This window comes from Rugamonas aquatica (genome assembly GCF_009380215.1).
In the GTDB taxonomy this organism is placed as follows: Bacteria; Pseudomonadota; Gammaproteobacteria; order Burkholderiales; family Burkholderiaceae_D; genus Rugamonas; species Rugamonas aquatica_B.
This window is the reverse complement of the sequence record NZ_WHUG01000010.1, coordinates 204,487-224,910: the sequence shown is the minus strand read 5'-3', so window position 1 is coordinate 224,910 and position 20,424 is coordinate 204,487. Positions and strand designations below refer to the sequence as shown.

General features: G+C 67.1%; 18 protein-coding genes. 9 read left to right on the top strand and 9 right to left on the bottom strand.

All coding sequences use genetic code 11. From position 1 onward, the window contains the following. Positions 1–2: 2 nt before the first annotated feature. The 3 genes from GEV02_RS22795 to GEV02_RS22785 are packed head-to-tail and all read right to left on the bottom strand — an operon-like array spanning position 3 to position 5,521. Positions 3–1,301, bottom strand: coding sequence for a TolC family protein (locus GEV02_RS22795; protein WP_152840244.1), 1,299 nt, complete (start codon positions 1,299–1,301; stop codon positions 3–5). Continuing rightward, entirely contained in the window at positions 1,291–4,410 is a 3,120-nt protein-coding gene (locus GEV02_RS22790) for an efflux RND transporter permease subunit (protein WP_152840243.1), read from the bottom strand. The genes GEV02_RS22795 and GEV02_RS22790 overlap by 11 nt, the downstream gene beginning before the upstream one ends. Beyond that, a complete protein-coding gene (locus GEV02_RS22785) occupies positions 4,403–5,521 on the bottom strand; it encodes an efflux RND transporter periplasmic adaptor subunit (protein ID WP_152840242.1) in 1,119 nt (372 codons plus the stop codon). Before GEV02_RS22785 ends, GEV02_RS22790 begins: the two co-directional genes overlap by 8 nt. Positions 5,522–5,681: 160 nt before the next feature. On the opposite strand from GEV02_RS22785, the gene GEV02_RS22780 reads away from it, so the two are divergent. The 7 genes from GEV02_RS22780 (at position 5,682) to GEV02_RS22750 (ending at position 11,005) form a co-directional block, all read left to right on the top strand. Further along, entirely contained in the window at positions 5,682–6,371 is a 690-nt protein-coding gene (locus GEV02_RS22780; protein WP_152840241.1) for a response regulator transcription factor, read from the top strand. Further along, positions 6,358–7,770 carry an ATP-binding protein gene (locus tag GEV02_RS22775; RefSeq protein ID WP_174999287.1) on the top strand — a complete coding sequence of 471 codons (1,413 nt, stop codon included), beginning with the start codon at positions 6,358–6,360 and terminating at the stop codon, positions 7,768–7,770. The genes GEV02_RS22780 and GEV02_RS22775 overlap by 14 nt, the downstream gene beginning before the upstream one ends. A gap of 87 nt (positions 7,771–7,857) precedes the next feature. Continuing rightward, the gene (locus tag GEV02_RS22770) at positions 7,858–8,337 is read left to right on the top strand and encodes an RNA polymerase sigma factor (protein ID WP_152840240.1); all 480 of its coding nucleotides are present in this window, start codon (positions 7,858–7,860) and stop codon (positions 8,335–8,337) included. Beyond that, entirely contained in the window at positions 8,334–8,744 is a 411-nt protein-coding gene (locus GEV02_RS22765) for a hypothetical protein (protein WP_152840239.1), read from the top strand. The genes GEV02_RS22770 and GEV02_RS22765 overlap by 4 nt, the downstream gene beginning before the upstream one ends. Before the next feature lie 15 nt (positions 8,745–8,759). Then, positions 8,760–10,097: an acyl-CoA thioester hydrolase/BAAT C-terminal domain-containing protein gene (locus GEV02_RS22760; RefSeq protein WP_152840238.1), complete on the top strand. Its 1,338-nt coding sequence runs from the start codon at positions 8,760–8,762 to the stop codon at positions 10,095–10,097. A 121-nt stretch (positions 10,098–10,218) separates the two neighbouring features. Further along, a complete protein-coding gene (locus tag GEV02_RS22755; protein ID WP_152840237.1) occupies positions 10,219–10,569 on the top strand; it encodes a hypothetical protein in 351 nt (116 codons plus the stop codon). Positions 10,570–10,624: 55 nt separating this feature from the next. Next, a complete protein-coding gene (locus GEV02_RS22750; RefSeq protein WP_152840236.1) occupies positions 10,625–11,005 on the top strand; it encodes a GFA family protein in 381 nt (126 codons plus the stop codon). Here the strand turns inward: GEV02_RS22750 and GEV02_RS22745 are convergent. The 5 genes from GEV02_RS22745 to GEV02_RS22725 form a co-directional block, all read right to left on the bottom strand. Next, complete coding sequence (locus GEV02_RS22745) at positions 10,991–13,153, bottom strand: hybrid sensor histidine kinase/response regulator (protein WP_235922889.1); 2,163 nt, start codon at positions 13,151–13,153, stop codon at positions 10,991–10,993. The two genes, GEV02_RS22750 and GEV02_RS22745, sit on opposite strands and share 15 nt — an antisense overlap. 57 nt (positions 13,154–13,210) lie before the next feature. Next, complete coding sequence (locus GEV02_RS22740) at positions 13,211–14,593, bottom strand: Dyp-type peroxidase (protein ID WP_152840234.1); 1,383 nt, start codon at positions 14,591–14,593, stop codon at positions 13,211–13,213. 6 nt (positions 14,594–14,599) lie between these two features. Further along, complete coding sequence (locus GEV02_RS22735; protein WP_008449821.1) at positions 14,600–15,178, bottom strand: hypothetical protein; 579 nt, start codon at positions 15,176–15,178, stop codon at positions 14,600–14,602. A 9-nt stretch (positions 15,179–15,187) separates the two neighbouring features. After that, the gene (locus tag GEV02_RS22730; RefSeq protein WP_152840233.1) at positions 15,188–16,288 is read right to left on the bottom strand and encodes a catalase family protein; all 1,101 of its coding nucleotides are present in this window, start codon (positions 16,286–16,288) and stop codon (positions 15,188–15,190) included. 117 nt (positions 16,289–16,405) lie between these two features. Beyond that, on the bottom strand, positions 16,406–18,121 hold the full coding sequence (locus GEV02_RS22725) for a thiamine pyrophosphate-dependent enzyme (protein ID WP_152840232.1): 1,716 nt from the start codon (positions 18,119–18,121) through the stop codon (positions 16,406–16,408). 123 nt (positions 18,122–18,244) lie between these two features. Here GEV02_RS22725 and GEV02_RS22720 point away from each other — a divergent pair, with 123 nt between their 5' ends. After that, the gene (locus tag GEV02_RS22720; RefSeq protein WP_235922896.1) at positions 18,245–19,243 is read left to right on the top strand and encodes an alpha/beta hydrolase; all 999 of its coding nucleotides are present in this window, start codon (positions 18,245–18,247) and stop codon (positions 19,241–19,243) included. Between the two features lie 110 nt (positions 19,244–19,353). Beyond that, on the top strand, positions 19,354–20,040 hold the full coding sequence (locus tag GEV02_RS22715) for a hydrolase (protein WP_152840231.1): 687 nt from the start codon (positions 19,354–19,356) through the stop codon (positions 20,038–20,040). A 31-nt stretch (positions 20,041–20,071) separates the two neighbouring features. Here the strand turns inward: GEV02_RS22715 and GEV02_RS22710 are convergent, their stop codons facing one another. Then, positions 20,072–20,254, bottom strand: coding sequence for a DUF3606 domain-containing protein (locus GEV02_RS22710; protein ID WP_152840230.1), 183 nt, complete (start codon positions 20,252–20,254; stop codon positions 20,072–20,074). Positions 20,255–20,424 lie beyond the last annotated feature (170 nt).

The window sequence follows — 20,424 nt, the reverse complement described above, 5'->3', positions numbered from 1 at the left end:
CCTCAATCCGGACTGGCGCCGGTCGCGAGTTGCAACTGCACCGTGGCCGTCGCCAGATCCGCCGTCGCCTGCAACCAGGCGAGATAAACCTCATCGGCCGAGCGCTGCGCCGACAACAGTTCCAGCAACGACGCCGCGCCTTTTTTATACGACAGGCGCATGCCTTCGGCCACCTTGTCCGCATGCACCAGCACCGATTCCCGATAGCGCTGCTCGTTGGCCTGCGCTGCGCGGAACTGCGCATAAACCCGCCGCACATCGGTCTGCGCCTTCAGCTCGGCCGAACGAAGAGCCAACGTCGCCTGCGTCACAGCCGATTGCGCCTGCAACACTTCGCCGCGCTGCGTGCGCGACAGCGGAATCGGCACGGAAACCGTCAAGCCCAGGCTCAGCGAACGCTGTGTCGGCGAGTTGCTCACGGCGCCGCCAGCATCCAGCACCGGCCGCACTGCTGGCGTGTTCTTCAAACTGACATTGACCACCGGATCGACCCAGCGGTTGGCCTGCGCCAGATCGGCCGACGAGCGCGCTGCATCCAGCGCCGCATGGGCGATGCGGATGTCGTCGCGCTCATCCTGCGCCTGCCGCACCAGCTGCTCCACATCGTCCAAGCCCTTGACGGCCGGCGCATCGCAAGCCAGCGCCGCATTGCCGAACACTTCGCTAAAACGCCGGCCCAGCGGTATCGACAGCGATTCAGCCGAAGTCTGCACCTGCGCCCGCGCCGTCACCACATCGGCCTCGAAGCGGTCGTGCTCGACCTGCGACTGTGCCAGCTCCAGCCCGCCGATATCGCCGACCTTGCGCCGCACATTGTTGGCGTTGACGATCTCGCCCAGTGCCCGCAGCGTCGCCTCCTGGCGCTCCAGCGCGTTGCGGGCGCGGCAGGATTCGGCATAGGCCGCCGCCGCGTCGGCATACAGCTGGCGGCGTCCGCCTTCCAGCGTCGCCTCGCCGAGCTTGACCGTAGACTGCGCCACGCGGATGCGCTGCGCCCGCTTGCCGGCCGTCTCGATGGTCAGCGCCACGCCCATCGTCAGCGCGGTGGACGCGTTCGGCTTGTTGGCGGCGGACAGTTCCTTCGAGTCGATGCCCGCCGTCAGCACCGGATCGGGCCGCACACCGGCGATCGATACGCCAGCCTGCGCGCTGCTCACATTCTCGCGCTGCATCTGCAAGTCCAGGCTGTATTTCGCCACGGCGGACGCATAGTCGCGGAACGTTACCTGCGCGGTGGCGGGCGGGGCGGCGCACAAGGCCAGCGATACCAGCGCGCGCAGAGGGTTGAGTTTAAATGTCATGGGCATGCTCCACTTGGGCCGGACCATCGTCGGCCGGCTTGGGTTTGTTTTCGATATGGCGTTCGACCAGGTAGTACAGCGCCGGCAACCACACCAAGGTCAGGCCGGTGGCCGTGATCAGGCCGCCCACCACCACGGTCGCCAGCGGACGCTGCACGTCGCTGCCCAGGCCATGCGCCAGCGCGGCCGGCAGCAGGCCCAGCGCGGCCACGCTGGCCGTCATCAGCACCGGACGGAAGCGGCTGTACGCGCCTTTCAGTATCGCGTCCTTCAGCGACAGCTTGCCTTCGGCACGCAACTGGTTCAGGTTGGAGACCATCAGGATGCCGTCCATCACCGCCACGCCGAACAGCGCGATGAAGCCAACCGCGCTCGACACATTGAGCGTCATGCCGCGCAGATGCAGGGCGACCAGGCCGCCGAGCGCGCCCAGCGGCACGGCCGCCAGGATCATGGCCGGCTGGCGCAGGTTCTTGAACTGCGCGAACAGCAGCACGAACATCAGCGCCACCACCATCGGCATAATCAGCGCCAGACGCGCCTGCGCCCGCTGCTGGTTCTCGAACTGTCCGCCCCAGGCCAGCTGGATGCGGCTGTGGTCGTACTGCACCTTGTTCTCGATCTGCGCCTTGGCGTCGTCGAGGAAGGAGGCCAGGTCGCGGCCGCGCAGGTCCAGCCGCACGGTCAGGTGGCGCTTGCCCATTTCGCGGGTAATGGTGCTTTCGCCATCGTCCAGCCGTATCGTCGCCACCTGGGCCAGCGGAATGCGCGCCCCCGTGGCCGAGGTCAGCAGCAGGTCGCCGATGGTGTCGGGATTGCTGCGCGATGCATCGTTGAAGCGCACGCCGATGTCGTACTGGCGGTCGTCGATGAACACTTGCGACACCGGCTTGCCGCCGATGCCGGTGCCGATCAGGTCGGCCACATCGGCGGCGTTGATGCCGTAGCGGGCGGCGGCAGCGCGGTCGACCTCGATGCGCACCTGCGGCAGCGGCGGCTCCTGGTCGATGATGACGCTTTCCGCGCCGGGCACGGCCGACAGCGTGCGCTCGACGGCGGCGGCAATGCGGCGGGTTTCCTTGAAGTCGCTGCCGTAGATTTTCACCACCAGATCGCTGTGGGCGCCGGCCAGCTTGTCGAGCACGCCGTCGATCATCGGCTGCGTGAAGCCGACCCGCGTGCCGGGCAGCTTGGCGAAGCGCTGGCCCATCTTCTCGATCAGCTCCTGCTTGCTCAGGCCGGATGTCCACGTATCGTAGGGATGCAAGGTCACGCTGACTTCGATGTGCGACGGCGTCCACGGATCGGTGCCTTCGTCATTGCGGCCCAGCTGCGTGACGATGGTCGCCACTTCCTTGAACTCCAGCGCCGCGCTGCGCAGGCCGTCCGACATTTGCGCGGCCTTTTCCAGCGAGATGCCCGGAGGCAGCGTCACTTGCAGCCAGATCGAGCCTTCGTCCAGATACGGCAGGAAGTCGCGGCCGATGGTGGCGCCCAGCGCGCACACGGCGGCGAAGGCCAGCGCAAACGCCGCCAGCGTCACACGCGACTTGCCCACCACGGACGCCAGCAGCGGCTCGTACAGTTCCTTGGCCTTGACCAGCACCGGATTGTTGAACACCTTGCGCGGCTTGCGGTAAGCCTGGTAGGCCAGTCCCGGTATCAAGGTCAGCGACACCACCAGCGCGCCGAACAGCGCGAAGCCGATCGCGAACGCCATTGGCGAGAACAGCTTGTACTCGATGCGCTGGAAGGTGAACAGCGGCAGGTAGGCGGTGATGATGACGATCATGCCGAAGAAGATGGGCTTGCTCACTTGCAGCGTGGCCTGCATCACATCGCGGGCGCGCAGCGGGGCGCCGTGGTTTTCCTCGTATTTGCGCAGGATGTTTTCCATCACCACGATGGCGCCGTCCACCACGATGCCGAAGTCGATCGCCCCCAGCGACAGCAGGTTGGCCGGAATATGGAAATGGTGCATGAAAATGAAGGCCGTCAGCAGCGCCATCGGGATGGTCACGGCGACGATGGCCGCCGCGCGCGGGCTGCCCAGGAACAGCAGCAGCACCAGCGTCACCAGCAGCATGCCTTCGACCAGCGTCTTGCCGATGGTGTGCAGCGTGGCGTCGACCAGGCCGGTGCGGTCCAGATACGGGACGATCTTGACATCCTTGGGCAGCACGTGCTCGTTCAGCTCTTGCACGGCCTCATGCACGCCTTTCAGCACCTGCGACGGATTCTCGCCCTTGAGCAGCAGCACGATGCCTTCGATGGTGTCCGGGTTGTTGTCCTTGCCGAGGATGCCGTGGCGCTCCTTGCTGCCCAGGCGCACTTCGCCCAGATCCTTGACCAGCACCGGCACGCCGTCCTTTTGCGTGACGACCACGTTGCCCAGGTCGTCCAGGTCGCGTATCAGGCCGACGCCGCGCACCACGAAGCCCTGCTGGCCACGCGTGAGGATGCTGCCGCCGGCGCTGGCGTTGTTGGCGCCGATGGCGTCGGTGATCTGCTTGAGCGACAGCTTGTACTTGCTCAGCTTGGCCGGATCGAACTCCAGCAGGAATTGCGTGGTCAGGCCGCCGAAATTGCCGACGTCGGCGATGCCGGCCACCTGCTTCAGGCGCGGGATCACTTTCCAGAACTGCAGTTCGGACAGTTCGCGCAGCGAGCGGGTCTTCGATTCCAGCGTATAGCGGTAGATCTCGCCGATGGGCGAGGTCAGCGGATCGAGGCCGGGCTGGGCGCCGTAGGGCAGGGCCACGCCGGCGATGCGCTCTTGCAGGCGCTGGCGCGACCAGTAGTCTTCCACGCCGTCGCGGAACACCACGGTAATCAGCGACAGGCCGAAGGTGCTCTTCGAGCGCATCACATGCATGCCGGGCGTGCCCATGATCTCGCGTTCGAGCGGGATGGTGATCTGGGCTTCGACTTCCTCCGCAGCCAGGCCGGGCACTTGCGTGACCACCTGTGAGCTGGTGTCGGCGATATCGGGATAAGCTTCAAGCGGCAGCTGGTTCCAGCAAAACACGCCGTACAGCGCGACCAGCAGGAACACCAGCCACGCGATGCCGCGCCGCTGGAAGCACATGGCAATCAGGCGATCAATCATTGAGCAGTACTCCTTCCTTGGCGACGATGCGGGCGCCGGCTTTCAGGCCGGTGGCGATTTCCACCTGGTCGCCGCTGTGGATGCCGGTGGTGACGGTGCGGGCTTCGAAGGTCCATGCGGCGGTCTCGACGTAGACCTGGGTCTGCGTGCCGTTCTGCACCAGCGCGGACGCGGGCACGACCACGCCACGGTGCGGCGCGGCGCTGAAGGTGACGCGGGCGAACATGCCCGGTTTCAGGCGGCCGTTGCGGTTGTCCACCGCCACGCGGACCTTGACGGTGCGGGTGTCCGCGTCCAGCACTTCGCTGACGTAGCCGACCTTGCCTGCAATGTGCTCGCCGGGATAGGCGTTCAGTTCGATGTCGGCGGTCTGGCCGGCAAAGACTGCGGACAGGTCTTTTTCCTGCACGCTGGCGCTCAGCCACACGGTCGACAGGTCGGCCACCACCATCACCGGGGCGTTGGTGTCGTTCCAGAAGCCGCCCTGGCCGCCGTTCAGTTCGATCACATGACCGGACAGCGGGGAACGCAGCGTGTACAGGCGGCCGTTGCCCGCGCCGGCGCCCAGTTGCGAAAGGCGCGCCTTGCTGCGTTCGCTTTCGCTGAGGGCCTGGGCGTAGTCGCTCTCGGCCTGCTCCAGATCCTTGCGGGCCGAAATGTCGGCGGCGCGCAATTCCTTCTGGCGTTCCAGGTTATGGCGGGCCAGCGTCAGGCCGGCCTGGGCCTTGCCGTTATCGCTGTAAGCCGCCGCCACGTCGGCCGAATCCATGGTGAACAGCGCGTCGCCGGCCTTGACCGTGTCGCCCAGATGCTTGAGCAGCTGGCCGATGCGGCCGGACACCGGCGGCACCACGCGCACCAGATGCGCGGGATCGGCTTCCACCACGGCCGGCACCGGGATGGTGCGCGCCACATCGTGCTCTTCGACGGTGGCAAGTTGTAGCGATTGCCGCAGCGGCGAGGCGGCCGGCACGCTCAGGGCCGCGCCCTTGCGCACCACGGCGCTGGCCGGCGCGGTGCCGGTTTCGGAAGGATGGCCGCAGCCGCTCAGCGCTGCGCACAGCAGGGAGAGCAGCAAGGGCCGCTGCAAACGTGGGTCGATGTTCATCATGGCGTTTCCTGAAGGCGAAAGGAGTCCACGACGCCGGAATGCGCCTGTGTCGTCCATGGGTAAGAGGAATGGGCCGAAGTGTACAGAGAAGCAAGCCGGGCGATCCTGAATCTTCCTTCAGGAAACATCCATGACGGCCGGGCAGCGTTAAAATGCAGGCATGACCAAGATATTGCTGATCGAAGATGACCAGAAGGCGGCCCGCCTGCTCAAGCGCGGCTTGCAGGAGGAAGACTTTGCCGTCGACGCCGTGCACAGCGCGGAAGACGGCGAACCGGCCGCGCTGACCGGCAACTACGATCTGATCGTGCTGGACTGGATGCTGCCGGCCAAGGATGGCATCACGCTATGCGGCGAGCTGCGCGCACGCGGCCTGACCACGCCCATCCTGATGCTGACCGCGCGCGACGGCCTGGGCGACCGCATCGCCGGCCTCGACACCGGCGCCGACGATTACCTGACCAAGCCCTTCGCCTTCGACGAGCTGCTGGCCCGCATCCGCGCACTGCTGCGCCGCTCCACGCTGACGCAACCGCCGCAGCTGAAAGTGGCCGACCTGACGCTGGAGCCGCAAAGCCACGTCGTCAAACGGGCAGGGCAGGTGCTGGACCTGACGCCCAAGGAATACGCCATTCTCGAACTGCTGATGCGCCAGGCCGGCCACGTGGTCAGCCGCCAGCAGCTGGCCGAACGCATCTGGACCGCCGACCTGATCGCGATCGACAACCTGATGGACGCCCACATGCGCAACCTGCGCCGCAAGCTCGATCCCGTGGGCATGCCGCGCCTGATCCACACCGTGCGCGGCCAGGGTTTCCGCCTGGCGGAGGCCGCCGATGATGACGCTTAATTTCCGGCGCCGGCTGGCGCTGGTGCAGACCGCCGTCATCGTCTCGGTGCTGGCGGTGGCGGCGATCGCGGGCTACCTCAGCCTGTCGGACGCGGTCAACGAACAACTGGACGGCGCCTTGCTGGCGCTGGCGGAAACCGAATCGGCGATGCTGCACGCCGCGCCCGACCAGCCAGCCCAGGTGCACGACGCCGAACAAGGCTCGGCGCGGCCGTCGCTGGCGCGGCTGGACCGCTGGGTGCAGATCGTCGACGCGCAAGGCAAGGTGCTGGCGCGCAGCGCCAACCTGGGCGCGGCCAGCCTGCCGGCGCCGCCGGCGCTGATGGCGCACATGGCCGCCGGCGACACGGTGTTCCAGACGCTCGACCATTTCGCCGAGGAGCCGGTGCGTATCGTCTCGCTGCCGGTGCCGGGCAAGCCGCTGCGCTACGCGGTGCAGGTGGCCGGCTCGCTGGACGACGTGCGCCACGTGATCGCCTCGGCCAGCCGCATGTTCCTCGGCATGGCGCTGGTGCTGCTGGTGGCGCTGATCGTGGCCAGCGCGTCGATCACGCGCTGGGTGTTCCGCGCCATCGACGACATCGTGCGCCAGGCGCAGCGCATCGGCGAGGCCGATCTCGACAAGCGCCTGCCCCATCCCGGCACCCGCGACGAAATCGGCCGCCTGGTCGACACGCTCAACGACATGCTGGGCCGCATCGACCAGAGCTTCCAGATGCAGCGCCGCTTCACGTCGGACGCCTCGCACGAACTGCGCTCGCCGCTGTCGCGCCTGCGGGCCGAAATCGAGATCACGCTGCGCCGCCCGCGTGATACGGCCGAATACGTCGATACGCTGCGCTCCTGCATGGAGGAGGTGGAGCGCCTGACCTTGCTGGTGGAAGAACTGCTGGCGCTGGCCCGCTACGACGCCGGCCAGGACCGCGACGGCATGGCCAGCACCGCGCTGGACGACATCGCCGCCGCCGCCATCGAGCGGGCGCGGGCGATGGCGCAGCAGCGCGGCGTGGGACTGTCGTTGCAGTCGGGCGCGGCGCCCGTGTTCGCGGCCATCGGCGACGGCGCGGCCACGCTGATCGTGGTCAACCTGCTGGAAAACGCCATCAAGTTCACGCCGGCCGGCGGCGCCGTCGGCATCGATATCCGGCGCGATGGCGATTGCGCCTGCCTGCGCATCACCGACAGCGGCCCTGGCATCAGCGTCGACGACCTGCCGCATCTGTTCGAGCGTTTCTACCGTGGCGCCTCGGCGCGTTCCGGCGCGGTGGCCGGCGTCGGCCTCGGATTGGCGCTGACGCAGACCATCGTCCAGGGCCATGGCGGCCGCATCGAAGCCGCCAATTTGCCGGCCGGCGGCGCAGCCTTCACGGTGCATTTGCCCGCCGCTGCGCGCCCCTGACCCTTGCATGGAAATTATTTCTCACATCGCCTGTAACTTCTTGCGTCGCCAAAGATATTCTACATAGGCAAACACGCAAACCCATCCATGCAAGCGATCCAGGCTCTTTATCAGCAGCACGCAACCGTCGTCTACCGCTTCTCTCTGGGGCTGTGCGGCGACAAGCACCTGGCCAACGACCTGGTCGCTGAAACCTTTGTGCGGGCGATGATGTCGTCCAGCCCGATCGGCATGGAAACCGTGCAAGGCTATCTGTGCACCATAGCGCGGCGGCTGTATCTGAAGGAATGGTATCGCCATCAGCGGCATACCGAGCTGGAGGATGTCTACCGCGACATGGCGCCGGGACCCGAGCAGTCGCTGATGGCGGCGCGGGAACTGCAGCATACGCTGGCGGCCTTGCAGCAATTGCCTGAAATCGACCGCGCCGCCGTGCTGATGCGGGCGGAGGACGAAGTGCCTTACGAAGACATCGCCCGCGCGCTGGGCATCTCGCTGTCTTCGGCCAAGGTCAAAGTGTTCCGGGCGCGACTCAAACTAACCCAGATTATGAAGGAAGCATCATGACCGATCTTCATGAAGACATCATTGTCGATCTACTGCCGCTGTACTATTCCGGCGATGCCAGCGAGGCCACGCGGGCCACCGTTGAAGCCTATCTGGCCGCCCATCCCGAGTTCGCCGCCACCATGCGCGAGGCCATGGCGGCGTCTCCCAAAGTGCCCGGCAACGCGGCGCCGACGGACGGCGTGCGCACCATCAAGCGGGTCCGTTCGCAAGTGGCGCTGCGCGGCACCCTGATCGGCCTGGGCATCTTCTTCAGCCTCATGCCCTGCACCTTCATTTACGCCCATGGCCGCCTGGTCTACTTCATGTGGCGTGATGCACCGGGTTCGGCAGCCTTGTATGCCGGCCTTGCCCTGGTGGCGTGGATCGCCTTGTTCATCACCATACGTCGCACCAACAAACTCTAACAACCGGAGAACAATATGAAACGCATCATCCTGCTGGCCACTCTGTGGACCGGCCTGGTTAGTCACGCCCAAACCCTGACGATTGCACCGGCCGGCCCGGTCCTGACCGGCGACCCTGTCGCCATCACGCTGAGCGGCTTGCCGCCCAAGGCCGACGTGCAGATCGTCGCCGAACGGTTGATGAAGAGCGCCGCACAGCCGGTGCTGTACCGCGCTGAGGCGGCCTACCGCAGCGATGCGGAAGGCACGCTCGACCTGGCCCAGAGCGCGCCCCGCAGCGGCAGCTATCGCAAGGCCGACGTGCGGGGACTGTTCTGGTCGATGACGCCGTCCAAGGACGCGCCGGCGGCGGGCATGGTGCCCGGCGTGGTGCAGCTGTCGGCGCGCATCGATGGCAAGGAAGTGGCGCATGCCCGCATGCAGTTCGTCAACACGCTGCCGGACGTTAAGGTGGAAGCTGTCGACGCCTTCCCCGGCGCAGTGTTCGCAGCCCTGCCGGGAAGCGGAAAGCGCCCGGTCGTCATCGTGCTGAGCGGCTCCGACGGCGGCAGCTCCGCGGTGCGCGAGCTGGCGCCCATGCTGGCGGCGCACGGCTACGCGGTGCTGGGCTTGCCCTACTATTCGCCGGCCGCCTGGAACAGCACCGAACGCGAACTGCCCATGCTGCCGCGCAGCTTCGTCGACATCCCGGTCGACCGGCTGGAGCAGGCCCGCGCTTGGCTGGCCGCGCGCAGTGATGTCGATGCCGCGCATATCGGCTTGCTCGGCTATTCCAAGGGAGCTGAATTCGCGCTGATCGCCGCCAGCAAGATGCCGTGGATTAGCGCGGTGGCCGCCATCGCCGCCACCGATGTGGTGTGGCAGGGCTGGGGACCGGATGTCAATCCGCCCGACAGCCGCCGCTCGTCGTTCTCGTGGCGCGGCCAGGCCTTGCCCTTCGTGCCCAACCAGGACTTCCTGCAGGAGATGGCCGGCTTCCAGACCGGCGCCGATGTGCGCTACCGCCGTCCGCAGGACAAGGGCCGCGCCGCGCATCCCGAAGCGGCCGTGGCGGCGCGCATCCGGGTCGAGGACTTCAAGGGCGCGATGCTGGTGGCCGGCGGCATCGAGGATCAGATGTGGGCGTCGGGCATGATGGCGCAGAACATCGCCGAGCGCCGCGCCGCCGCCGGACGCGACACCGTCGCCCTGGTCTACACCGACGCCGGCCATATGCTCAACGGCAGCGGCTGGAATCCGACCACGCAATACGATGTCGGCGCGTTCAAGACCGGCGGCACGCCGGAGGCGAACGCCCGGGCGCAGGCCGATACCTGGCGCCAGACGCTGGCTTTCTTCAAGCGTTCGCTCTGATGTCATACGCCGGTAATTTCTAGCTGGCAATATGCATCCCTGAAGTCTTTCTCTCTCTTCTATGTGGTCTTACCTTTACTGCCTCTAGTCTGAGGCAGTTTTTTTTTGAAGGATAGTCGGTATGCAGACGGCAGAAGTCGCGTTCTCGCGCCAGCACGATGTGGTGACGATGACGCTCAGCATAGACGGCAGCGTGATCGTCGCCAGCGCCAGCCAGGAAACCATCGCGCGCGAATTGCAGATTCGTGCGGTACGCTTCCTGTCGCTGGACGGCCTGTTCACCACCGAATTGCCGACCACGGAAAAGACGCTGGCCGAGGCCTCGAACGTGGCGTTTGCCGAGTTGATGCCGACGCTTAAATTGATCGCCGCCTGTTCGGCGGTGGGCGAGACGGTGGGTTTCCTGTTCCCCGAGCGCCGCCGCAAGCCGCGCGAACCGCTGGCCGAGGACGCGGGATCGACGCAGGATTGACGCCGCAGGCCGACTCCGCGCATCATGCAGGCATCGATGACGACGGAGCGACGCCATGAATCAAACCGATGTTCTGCGCGGCAGCTGCCTGTGCGGCGGCATAGCCTACCGGGTGCAGGGACCGGCCAGCCATGCCAGCCACTGCTACTGCACCATGTGCCAGAAGCAGCACGGCGCCGCCAGCGGCACGTATGCGAACGTCGCCCGCGCCGGCTACGTCGTCGAGCGCGGCGCCGAGCTGGTGACGGAATACGCCTCGTCCGAACACGGCCGGCGCGGCTTCTGCAAGGTCTGCGGCTCGACACTGTTCTGGCGCAGCACCGAGGCGCCGGATCGCATCGCCATCACGCTGGGCACGCTGGAGCCGGAATACGACGGCCCGGTGCAGCGCGAACTGCATACCGACACCAAACCCAGGTGGCTACCCGTTCGCTGATTCAGGTTGCGCCGTTGCGCGCTGCAGGTCGGCGATGGTGGCCGGCTTGGTCAGGTGCAAATCGAAGCCGCTGTTGAGGGCGCGCTCGATATCTTCTTTTTGTCCGTAACCCGTCAGCGCCACCAGCCGCATGGGCGCGCCATCCGCCAGTTGCCGGATCGCCGAGGCCAGCGCGTAGCCGTCCATGTCCGGCAGGCCGATGTCCAGTATCGCCACTTCGGGCAAGCGCTGCCGCACCGCCGCCAGCGCTTCGGCGGCGTTGTGCGCGACTTGCGCCGTGTGGCCCAGCGCCTCCAGCAAGGCCGCGCCGGCGACGGCGGCATCGGCGTTGTCGTCCACCAGCAGCACGCGCAGGCCGTTGCCGTCGGCCGTGGACATCGGCGCCGTTTGCGCGCATGGCTGTGCGCACATGGGCAGCACGACTTCGAACTGGCTGCCGGCGTCGGCGCCGCCGCTGCGCGCGTGCACCGTGCCGCCGTGCAGTTCGACGATCTTGCGGACGATGGCCAGACCCAGGCCCAGTCCGCCCGTATGCCGCGCCAGCGATTGCGGCGCCTGCTGGAACGGTTCGAACACGCGCGCCAGCAGTTCGCCGCTCATGCCGATGCCGTTGTCGCTGACCAGCAGCCTTGCGTGCACGCCGTCGCTGCTCAGCTCGATCTTGGTGGCGGTGCTGCCGAAGCGGGCGGCGTTCGACAGCAGGTTGTTGAGCACCTGCGTGAGCCGGCTGTCGTCGCCCATCACCCATACCGCCTCCGGCGCCGACAGCTGTATCTGGTGGCCGGGCAGCGCGGCGACCGCGTGGCGCACCACATCGGCCAGGTTCACCGGGTGGGCGTCGATCTGCAGTTTTCCCGAGGTGATGCGCGAGACGTCGAGCAGGTCGTCCACCAGCCGGCGCAGGTGGTTGACCTGGCGCCGCATGACGCCGCGTTCCTTCTGGCTGGCCGGGTCGTTGCGGCGGTCCTGCAAATCGAGCGAGGTGACGATGGGGCTGAGCGGATTGCGCAGCTCATGGCCCAGCACGGCCAGAAACTCGTCCTTGGCGCGGCCGGCTTCGCGCGCTTCGGTCAGCGCCAGGTTCAGCGAATCGAGCAGTTGCTTGCGTTCGCGTTCCTGCGCCGTGCGCTGCTGATCGGCATGCTGCAGCGCCTGGCCGATCAGCGCGATTTCCGTGATGCCGGACGGCGCCAGAACCACGGGAACGCCGGAACCGAGCGCGGCGGCGCCTTGCTGCAGGGCCTTGATGGTGGCCACCAGCCGGGTCGACAGCCGCGACGCCAGCCCGATGCACACCAGCAGCGAGACGGCGATGCCGGCGCCATACACGCTCAGGCGCTCGCGCGCGGCGGCGCGCAGCTGCGCCGTGGGGCGGCCCACCGCCACCGACCAGCCGTAGCGCGACAAGGTGGTGTAGGCGGTGGCGACTTCCTCGCCTTCGATGGTGCGGGTCTGGCCGAAGCCCTCCGGGCCCGTGCCCATCAGCGCCGTCATCGACGGGCTGGGCGCGCCGCCGACCGTGCCGGCCTGGTCTTTGGAGCGGGCGACCGCCAGCCGCGTGCCATCGCGGATCGAGATCACCGCGCCGTCCGGCACCTGCTGGCGCGCGATCACGCGCAGCATGCGGTCCGGCCGTATCACCGCCGTCAAGGTGTACAGGTCGCCGTCCTGGTCGATGGCGGGCACGCGCACCGGGAACGCGGCCCGCCCCAGCGGCCCGCGCGCCACGCGGCCAACCACCGGCTGGCGCGTGGCCAGCACCTGTTGCAGGCTGTCGGGATCAGCCAGCGGCGCGGCCGGCGCGCCCCAGGCATCCATGGTGCGGAACAAGACTTTGCCGCTGTCGTCGGTGAGTATCACGCCCAGCCACTCGGACTGGGTCTTGGCCAGCGCGCTGGCGGTATTGTAGAACGCGTGCAGGTCGCCGGTCTGCAAGGCTGGCGAACGGCCCAGTCCGGTCAGCACGGCGACCGCGCTGTCCAGCTCGGCGTCTGCCGCGCTCGACAGCGCACGCGCCAGGTCCAGCATCAGCCGTTCCTGTTCGCGCTGCTGGAACTCGCCGGCGGTGTGGATGCTCCACGCCCCCAGCAGCGCCAGCGGCAGCAAGCCGATCGCCGTCAGCATGATCAGCAGGGAGCGCAGTGACAACGTGGAGCGGGGGCCGGCAAGCATGGTGAGCGACAGTGAATGGACGAGACAGCCAATTTACCTGAAGATCGCCTGCTTGTGCGGATTCGGCTGCGACAGCCAGTGCAACGCCGACAGGCTGGGCATGAACAGGTATTCGCCGCCGCGCAGCGTGCAGAAGCTGTGGATGCCGTGGATGCGGCGCCGCACCGGGCATTGCGGGATGGTATAGGTGCTGTCCTCCGGCTGCGTGCCGACGATGGGATCGCGCTCCTTGCCGAGGTCGACGAAGTTGCCGTGATTAATCCATTCCTGCTGCATGAACTCGGTGGTGGCGTGGGCCCGCGCGCTGAGGCCGATGAAGAACAGGCCGCGCTCGGCGCCGTCGTCCTCCAGCAGATCGGCGCGCCATGGGGGACCGAAGGTGGTGCTGCGGCGGGCGATGCGGTGCAGATTGACGTCGGTCAGCACGGCCAGCTTGCTGTCGCGCGGGTTCATGCGGCGTATGTGGCAGCCGGGCGGCGCCTGCAGACCGGCCTGGTCGTCGCCATAGCCGAAATCGTTGTTGCGCTGGCGGTCGGCGCCCAGCGCCGGATCGTCGCGTTCCGGCGCCAGCGTCAGCGGCGCGCCGCTGCGCCAGCGTCCCACCAGCTTGGCCGCCAGCAGCTCCTGCTGTTGCGGCGTCTCCGCGTTGTCGCGCAGGAAGCGGTTGAAGGCGGCGGCGTCCGCGCGGTACTTGCGCAGCACCACGAAGCTGCCGTTGCGGCCCAGTTCGGGCGGCGAGGGCATCGCCAGCGGCACGCCCGATTCGCCCGGATAACCGAGGATGAACTCGCCGGCCTTGATCGCCGGGTCCGGACTGGGCGCGGCCGGCATCGGGCTGCCTTCGATGGCCGGGTTGCTGATGTTGTCGCGGTAGCCGAAGGGATTGCGGCTGTCCGGCTGGGCGCCGAAGTCGTGGCTGCCCAGCAGCGTGACGCCCTGCAGGGCGTCGAACTGGCTGCGCGCGGTGTCCATCGCCTGCCGCCACGAGGCTTCGTCCGGCGCGAAGATGCTGACGGTGACGTGCACCTGGCCGCTGCCGTACGGCGCTTCCCAGTGCTCGGGCGCGTTGGCGCCGGTGTCCATCAGGCGGTCGGCGCGCGCCGCCATGCCTTCGCGGAAAGTGTCGGGAAAACTCTCCAGCGACGCCGCCGGCACTTCCAGCGCCACCAGCGCGCCGTGGCTCAGGGCGACGGCGATCCAGGCGGCGTCGTTGCCGCGCGCGTCGGCGGCCGAGCGCACGTGAGGCGCCAGCCGCGACAGCAGGGTGCGGCCGCCTTCCGGCGTGTCGATGCGCAGCAGCACGTGGGTGCCGAAGTAGGGATCGGGACGGTCGAACAGCAGCGTGGCCTGGATGTCATGCAGTTCCAGCGCCGGCGCCGGGGTGACGGCGGCCTTGATTTTATCGAAGATGCTCATGGGCCCTCACGCGATCTGGTCGAGGAATTGCTGCAGCGCGTGGTCGGTCTTCAGCAGGCGTCTGGTCTCGACCACGGTCAGGTTCGGATGCGCCACGTACCAGCCGTCGGCGGTGATCTGGTGGCTGGCGATGAAGTCCTTGACGCCGGGATCCTTGATGCCGGGCCAGCCTTCGACCGAGGTGAAGATCAGGTCCATCAGGTCGGGGATCTTGGTGGCGAAGTCTTCGATGTAGGTGTCCCAGTCGCCGTCGTAGGTGGTGGCGAACAGGATCTTGCTGTCGTTGTCGAAGAAGACGAAGCGCATGTCGTGCAGCGTCGCCACTTTTTGCGCGCCGGCGAAGTTGCCCTTGACCAGCTTGAAGATGCGGCGCAGGCGGTCGGCGCCGCCCGGTTTGAGCGTCGCCATCGCCGTCAGCTCGGACACGCGGCCCGACTGGCTGCCGATGCGGCCGGCGCTGCCGGAGCTGGGCTCGGTGTCCGGATCGTGTTCGCGCAGCATGTTCTCCAGCGCCAGTTTCATCAGTTGCGGCGCGTCGCCGAGGACTTCCTGGACCTTGCGCTGGATATCGTTGTCTTGACTCATAAGGGCTCCTTAATTGGGTACGTCGTCGATGTGGGTGATTTCAATGCGGGGCTGCTGGTTCATCGTGTGGCGGAAGGCCGACGACGCCTCGTAGGCGCGGATGCGGGCGCGCATGATCGAGCCCAGCGGCCGGTGCGCTTTGATGCAGTGCCATGGATTGAAGGACAGCACGTCGTCGGCAAACACGCGGCGCGCGGGGCTGTAGGCCTCTTGCGGCGGTATCGTCAGTTTGGCCACGGGCAGGTATGGCGATTCGTCTTCCGGCCACGGGATCGATGCGTCCTCGACCGGCATGCGCTCCAGGCTGGTGCACAGCTGCACGCGCAACTCGTACTCGGCGCCGTGGGTGCGGAAGAAGTCCACCACCAGGTCGCGCAGCTCGGAATCGCCGGCGCCGGAGCGCAAGGCGGCGCCGGTCAGCGCGCGCACCTCGTCCGACAGCGGCGCCAGGCAGATCTTGGCGATGTAGTCGCCGTAGCGCAGCGCCGCCATGCTGTAGAAGGTTACGCCGAGGATGTGGCTGTTGGGCGCGCCCAGCGTGTCGAGTATCGGGTTGGCGATGCCGACCGCATGCAGCAGCTTGCTGCCGCCGTGGGCCAGCGCGGCGGTGGCCTGGCGCGCGAGGTCGGGATCGTCGGCGTGCTTTTCCAGCAGCTGCTGGGTTTTCAGATAAGCCGCCGCATGGCCGAAGGCGATCACCGGATGGTTGACCAGCAAAAAGTCCTGGGTGCGGGCCTGCTGGCGGTCGGCGCCCAGCTGCGGGCCGGGCACGTCCAGCAGCTTGATGGCGATGCCGCGCGGCGCGGGGATCTTGTCGCTGTGGATATCGCCCGGCGCGGTCGACAGGCGCATGACGGCGGGGTAGCTGGCGGGATGGGCGAACACGCCCTGGCGCAGCTGCTCCGGCAGGTCGCCGTAGACTTGCAGCGTGCCTTTGAGGATGCCGTGGCTTTTGGCGTGGGCGTCGCGCATGCCGTGGCGGTGCTTGTCGCAGACGCTGCGGTTGACCCGGCCCATCGACGCGACGATCTGGTCGATCATCGCGTCTTCGTTTTCCTGCTTCTGTTCTACGCCGTCATGGTAACGGACGGCTTGCTCGATAGCTGTCATGTGACTCCTTCAGTTGCCATAAGATGAAGGCAGTCTATAGAGCGCATGAGGCCGTTCGTTAGGGGCCGGCTTCTAAACAGTCGTTGCGTGTTAGCCAGCTCACACAGCGCGGCCGCCTTACTTGACGAAGTTGTCCTTTATAAGGTCGACGACGTCGCCGGCGCGGCCGCTCAACACTGCCTTGGCCGAGTACAGCGCCGTGCCCAACACTTGCGACGCCTCGATCACCGGCGGCATCACCAGCTCGAAGCGGTCGGTCTTCACGTCCAGCAGCGCGGGGCCGGGATGGGCCAGCCAGGCGCGCACCGCGTCCTCCAGCGCCGCCGCCGATTCCACGTGCTGGCCGTAGATGCCGATGGCCTCGGCCACGCGGCCGAAGTCCGGATTCTTCAGGTCGGTGTAGGCGTCGAGCAAGCCCTCGACCTTCTGTTCCAGTTCGACGAAGCCCAGCGAGCCGTTGTTGTAGACGGCGATCTTGATCGCGATGTTTTCCTGCACCGCCGTAATCAGGTCGCCCATCAGCATCGCCAGCCCGCCGTCGCCCGACAGCGAAATCACCTGGCGCTGCGGGAAGGCTTTCTTGGCGCCCAGCGCCTGCGGCATGGCGTTGGCCATGGTGCCGTGGGTCAGGCTGACCAGCGTGCGGCGGCGGCCGTTGGCGTGCGTATGGCGCAGCACCCACACCATCGGCGAACCGCCGTCGGCGGTGAAGATGGCGTCGTCGTCGGCGTGCTTGTCGATCATCGCCGTCAGGTATTGCGGGCGGATGGTGTCGTCGGCGCCGGGCGTGGCGCGTTCGTTCAGGTGCGCGACGGCTTTCTGGTGGCGCTCGACGCAATGGTCGAGGAAGGCGCCGTCGTCGTGCTGCTGCAGCAGCGGCAGCAGCGCGGCCAGCGTGTGGCCGATGTCGCCCACCGCGCCGATCTCGACCGGATGGCGGCGGCCCAGATGGGTCGGGTCGATGTCGATCTGGATGATGCGCGCATGGGCAGGGTAGAACTGGCGCCAGGCGAAATCGCAGCCGAGCAGCAGCAGCGTGTCGCACTCGGCCACCGCGTGGTAGCCGGAGTCGATGCCGAAGATGCCGGTCATGCCGACGTTGTAGGGGTTGTCGTATTCGACGAAGTCCTTGGCGCGCGAAGTGTGGGCGATCGGCGCCTTCAGGCGTGCGGCCAGCGCCATCAGCGGCGCATGCGCGCCCTGGCAGCCGGAGCCGGCGTAGACGGCGATCTTCTTGCCGCCGTTGAGCACCTCGGCGATGCGCGCCAGCTCCTCGTCGGACGGCCGGGTCTGCGGGCGCGGCAGGTGGACGGCGAACGGCGGCTCGTCGGCGGCGTTTTCCCTGGATACATCGACCGGCAGGATGATGACCGCCACGCCGCCCTTGGTCAGCGCGGCCTGGGCCGCCATCGCGGTCACGCGGCGCGCCTGGGCGGCGGTGCGGATCTCCTGGCAGAACACGCTGCACTGGTCGAAGATCGGCTTGTAGTCGACTTCCTGCGGGAAATCGAAGCCCAGTTCGTCGCGGGTGATCTGGCTGGCGATCAGCACCACCGGCGAGCGGTTGCGGTGCGCCTCGAACAGGCCGTTGACGAAGTGCAGGCTGCCGGGGCCGCAGGAGCCGGCGCACAGCGTCAGGCGTTGGCTGACGAAGGCTTCGGCGCCGGCCGCGAAGCCGCCCACTTCCTCGTGCCGCACGTGGACCCATTCGATCTCGCTGCGGCGGATGGCGTCGGTGACGTGGTTGAGCGTATCGCCGGGCACGCCCCAGCAATGTTTGGCACCCGCCTGTTGCAGGGTTTCGATAACGACTTCCGCGACTGTTTTTGCCATGATCTGCTTTCTGTGTGATGGTTGCGGAGCTAGCGTGGGCGCTGGCGGCGCGAATGTATGTTCGCTCACGCACACAGCTATTGCAGTGGCCGCAGTTCGGGCTTGTGGCATACTCGACGGATGATGCCCTTGCGCTATATTTTCAGTCTTGCCCTGGTGTGCCTGCACACGGCGGCGTTTGCCGCGCCGTGCGTGGAGCCGCCGCCGGATCCGGCCAATACCTACGACGCCCAGCATACCTATGAGAAGCTGCTGCGCGACTATCCTTCGATACGCATCGCCAGCGCGGCGCTGCCGGTGGATGTCAACCGCCTTGGCGACCAGGTGTATGCGCAGTACGGCGATCGCTGCCTGAAGCTGGACCTCTATCTGCCGCTGGCCGCGCGCGCCGACGTTGGCATGCCGGTGGTGGTGCTGGTGCATGGCGGCGGCTGGCGGGCGGGCTTCCGCGCCGAGTTCGCGCCGATGGCGGTGCGGCTGGCGCAGCGCGGCTATGCGGCGGTCACGGTCAGCTACCGGCTGTCCGGCGAGGCGCCATATCCGGCGGCGATCCACGACGTGCGGGCCGCCGTGCGCTGGGTGCGTGGCCATGCCGGCCAGTACCGGCTCGATCCGCGGCGCATCGCGCTGGCGGGTGGATCGGCCGGCGGCCAGATCGCCAGCCTGGCCGGCGTCACCGGCCACCTGGACCGCTTCGATCCCGGCGCCGCCGACAGTGCTGTATCGAGCGCGGTGCAAGCCGTCGTCAACATCGACGGCCTGTCGGAGTTCACCACCGAGGCCGCGCTGAAGTATGAAGACGATCCCCGCAAACAGCCGTCCGCGGCCGGCGCCTGGTTCGGCGGCCGCTACGCCGAGAAGAGCGCGCTGTGGGCCGAGGCCTCGCCGATCCGCTACGTGCGGCCGGGCATGCCGCCGATGCTGTTCATTGCCAGCGCCCAGGCGCGCTTTTCCGCCGGCCGCGAGGAAATGGCGGCGCGCATGGCGCAAGCAGGCGTGGCCAGCAGCACGCTGGTCTTGCCCGACACGCCGCACTCGTTCTGGCTGTTCGATCCGTGGCTGCAACCGGCCGTGGATGCCGTCGTCGCCTTCCTGAACCGGCAGATGCCGGGAAAAGGGTAGTCCGGCCTCTCCATTTAGCCAGTGGTTTTCCACTGGTCAGCGACCTAAGATGAACGCAGCCGCGCTGGATGCAGCGGGCGCGTATCCACCTCATCACAATGGAAGCTATCATGACCAATCCCAAACTTGAAGTACTGACGCCTACGAACTGCCAGCTGATCTTCATCGACCAGCAGCCGCAGATGGCGTTCGGCGTGCAGTCGATGGACCGCCAGGCGTTGAAGAACAACACCGTAGCGCTGGCCAAGGCCGCCAAGGTGTTCAACATCCCGACCACCATCACCACCGTCGAGACCGAAGCCTTCTCCGGCCATACCTATCCCGAACTGCTGGACGTCTTCCCAGGCAAGCCCATCCTGGAGCGTTCGTCGATGAATTCCTGGGACGACCAGAAAGTGCGCGACGCGCTGAAGGCCAACGGCAAGAAGAAAGTGATCGTCTCGGGCCTGTGGACCGAGGTGTGCAACAACAGCTTCGCCCTGTGCGCGATGGCCGAGGGCGACTACGAAATCTACATGGTGGCCGACGCCTCCGGCGGCACCTCGAAGGAAGCGCACGACTACGCGATGCAGCGCATGATCCAGGCCGGCGTGGTGCCGGTGACGTGGCAGCAAGTCATGCTGGAATGGCAGCGCGACTGGGCGCGCCGCGACAGCTACGACGCCGTCATGGCCATCGTCCGCGAACACTCGGGCGCCTACGGCATGGGCGTCGACTACGCCTACACCATGGTGCACAAGGCGCCACAGCGCACCGCCAGCAGCCACGAAACGCTGGCCGCCGTGCCCGCCAAGTAAGCGCCAGGAGCCGCCTCCATTCCGGGCGAAGTCAGGCGGACAAGCGCTTCCTGATTTCGTCCAGATTGCGTCCGACTTCGCGCACCACGCCGACCAGCGTGGCCGGGGTAACATCGAATTCCGCCGCCCAGTACTGGATTTCCGACACTTGGCGGGGGTTGATGGTGCGTAGCTGGCGCCATGGCGCCGGTCCCACGGGGAGATGAACTTGCATGATGGTATGAACAATAGTGCCAGGGAGTCATCATCGTCGCCGCGTTCGCCATAGTGCGCCGTACGCCACCACACACAGCGGCCGCTTCCGTCAGATGGTGTGCTGGCGCACGGCGCAGCCTGCTATACAATCGCATGATGGTGTTCCACAACCATTCACCGCCCTGGAGG

Coding starts and splice junctions, on each gene's coding strand:
- GEV02_RS22720 (WP_235922896.1), top strand. CDS start 18,245: ATGCCCTTGCGCTATATTTTCAGTCTTGCCCTGGTGTGCCTGCACACG.
- GEV02_RS22730 (WP_152840233.1), bottom strand. CDS start 16,288: ATGACAGCTATCGAGCAAGCCGTCCGTTACCATGACGGCGTAGAACAG.
- GEV02_RS22770 (WP_152840240.1), top strand. CDS start 7,858: ATGCAAGCGATCCAGGCTCTTTATCAGCAGCACGCAACCGTCGTCTAC.
- GEV02_RS22715 (WP_152840231.1), top strand. CDS start 19,354: ATGACCAATCCCAAACTTGAAGTACTGACGCCTACGAACTGCCAGCTG.
- GEV02_RS22765 (WP_152840239.1), top strand. CDS start 8,334: ATGACCGATCTTCATGAAGACATCATTGTCGATCTACTGCCGCTGTAC.
- GEV02_RS22755 (WP_152840237.1), top strand. CDS start 10,219: ATGCAGACGGCAGAAGTCGCGTTCTCGCGCCAGCACGATGTGGTGACG.
- GEV02_RS22710 (WP_152840230.1), bottom strand. CDS start 20,254: ATGCAAGTTCATCTCCCCGTGGGACCGGCGCCATGGCGCCAGCTACGC.
- GEV02_RS22785 (WP_152840242.1), bottom strand. CDS start 5,521: ATGATGAACATCGACCCACGTTTGCAGCGGCCCTTGCTGCTCTCCCTG.
- GEV02_RS22725 (WP_152840232.1), bottom strand. CDS start 18,121: ATGGCAAAAACAGTCGCGGAAGTCGTTATCGAAACCCTGCAACAGGCG.
- GEV02_RS22750 (WP_152840236.1), top strand. CDS start 10,625: ATGAATCAAACCGATGTTCTGCGCGGCAGCTGCCTGTGCGGCGGCATA.
- GEV02_RS22790 (WP_152840243.1), bottom strand. CDS start 4,410: ATGATTGATCGCCTGATTGCCATGTGCTTCCAGCGGCGCGGCATCGCG.
- GEV02_RS22735 (WP_008449821.1), bottom strand. CDS start 15,178: ATGAGTCAAGACAACGATATCCAGCGCAAGGTCCAGGAAGTCCTCGGC.
- GEV02_RS22780 (WP_152840241.1), top strand. CDS start 5,682: ATGACCAAGATATTGCTGATCGAAGATGACCAGAAGGCGGCCCGCCTG.
- GEV02_RS22760 (WP_152840238.1), top strand. CDS start 8,760: ATGAAACGCATCATCCTGCTGGCCACTCTGTGGACCGGCCTGGTTAGT.
- GEV02_RS22740 (WP_152840234.1), bottom strand. CDS start 14,593: ATGAGCATCTTCGATAAAATCAAGGCCGCCGTCACCCCGGCGCCGGCG.
- GEV02_RS22775 (WP_174999287.1), top strand. CDS start 6,358: ATGATGACGCTTAATTTCCGGCGCCGGCTGGCGCTGGTGCAGACCGCC.
- GEV02_RS22795 (WP_152840244.1), bottom strand. CDS start 1,301: ATGACATTTAAACTCAACCCTCTGCGCGCGCTGGTATCGCTGGCCTTG.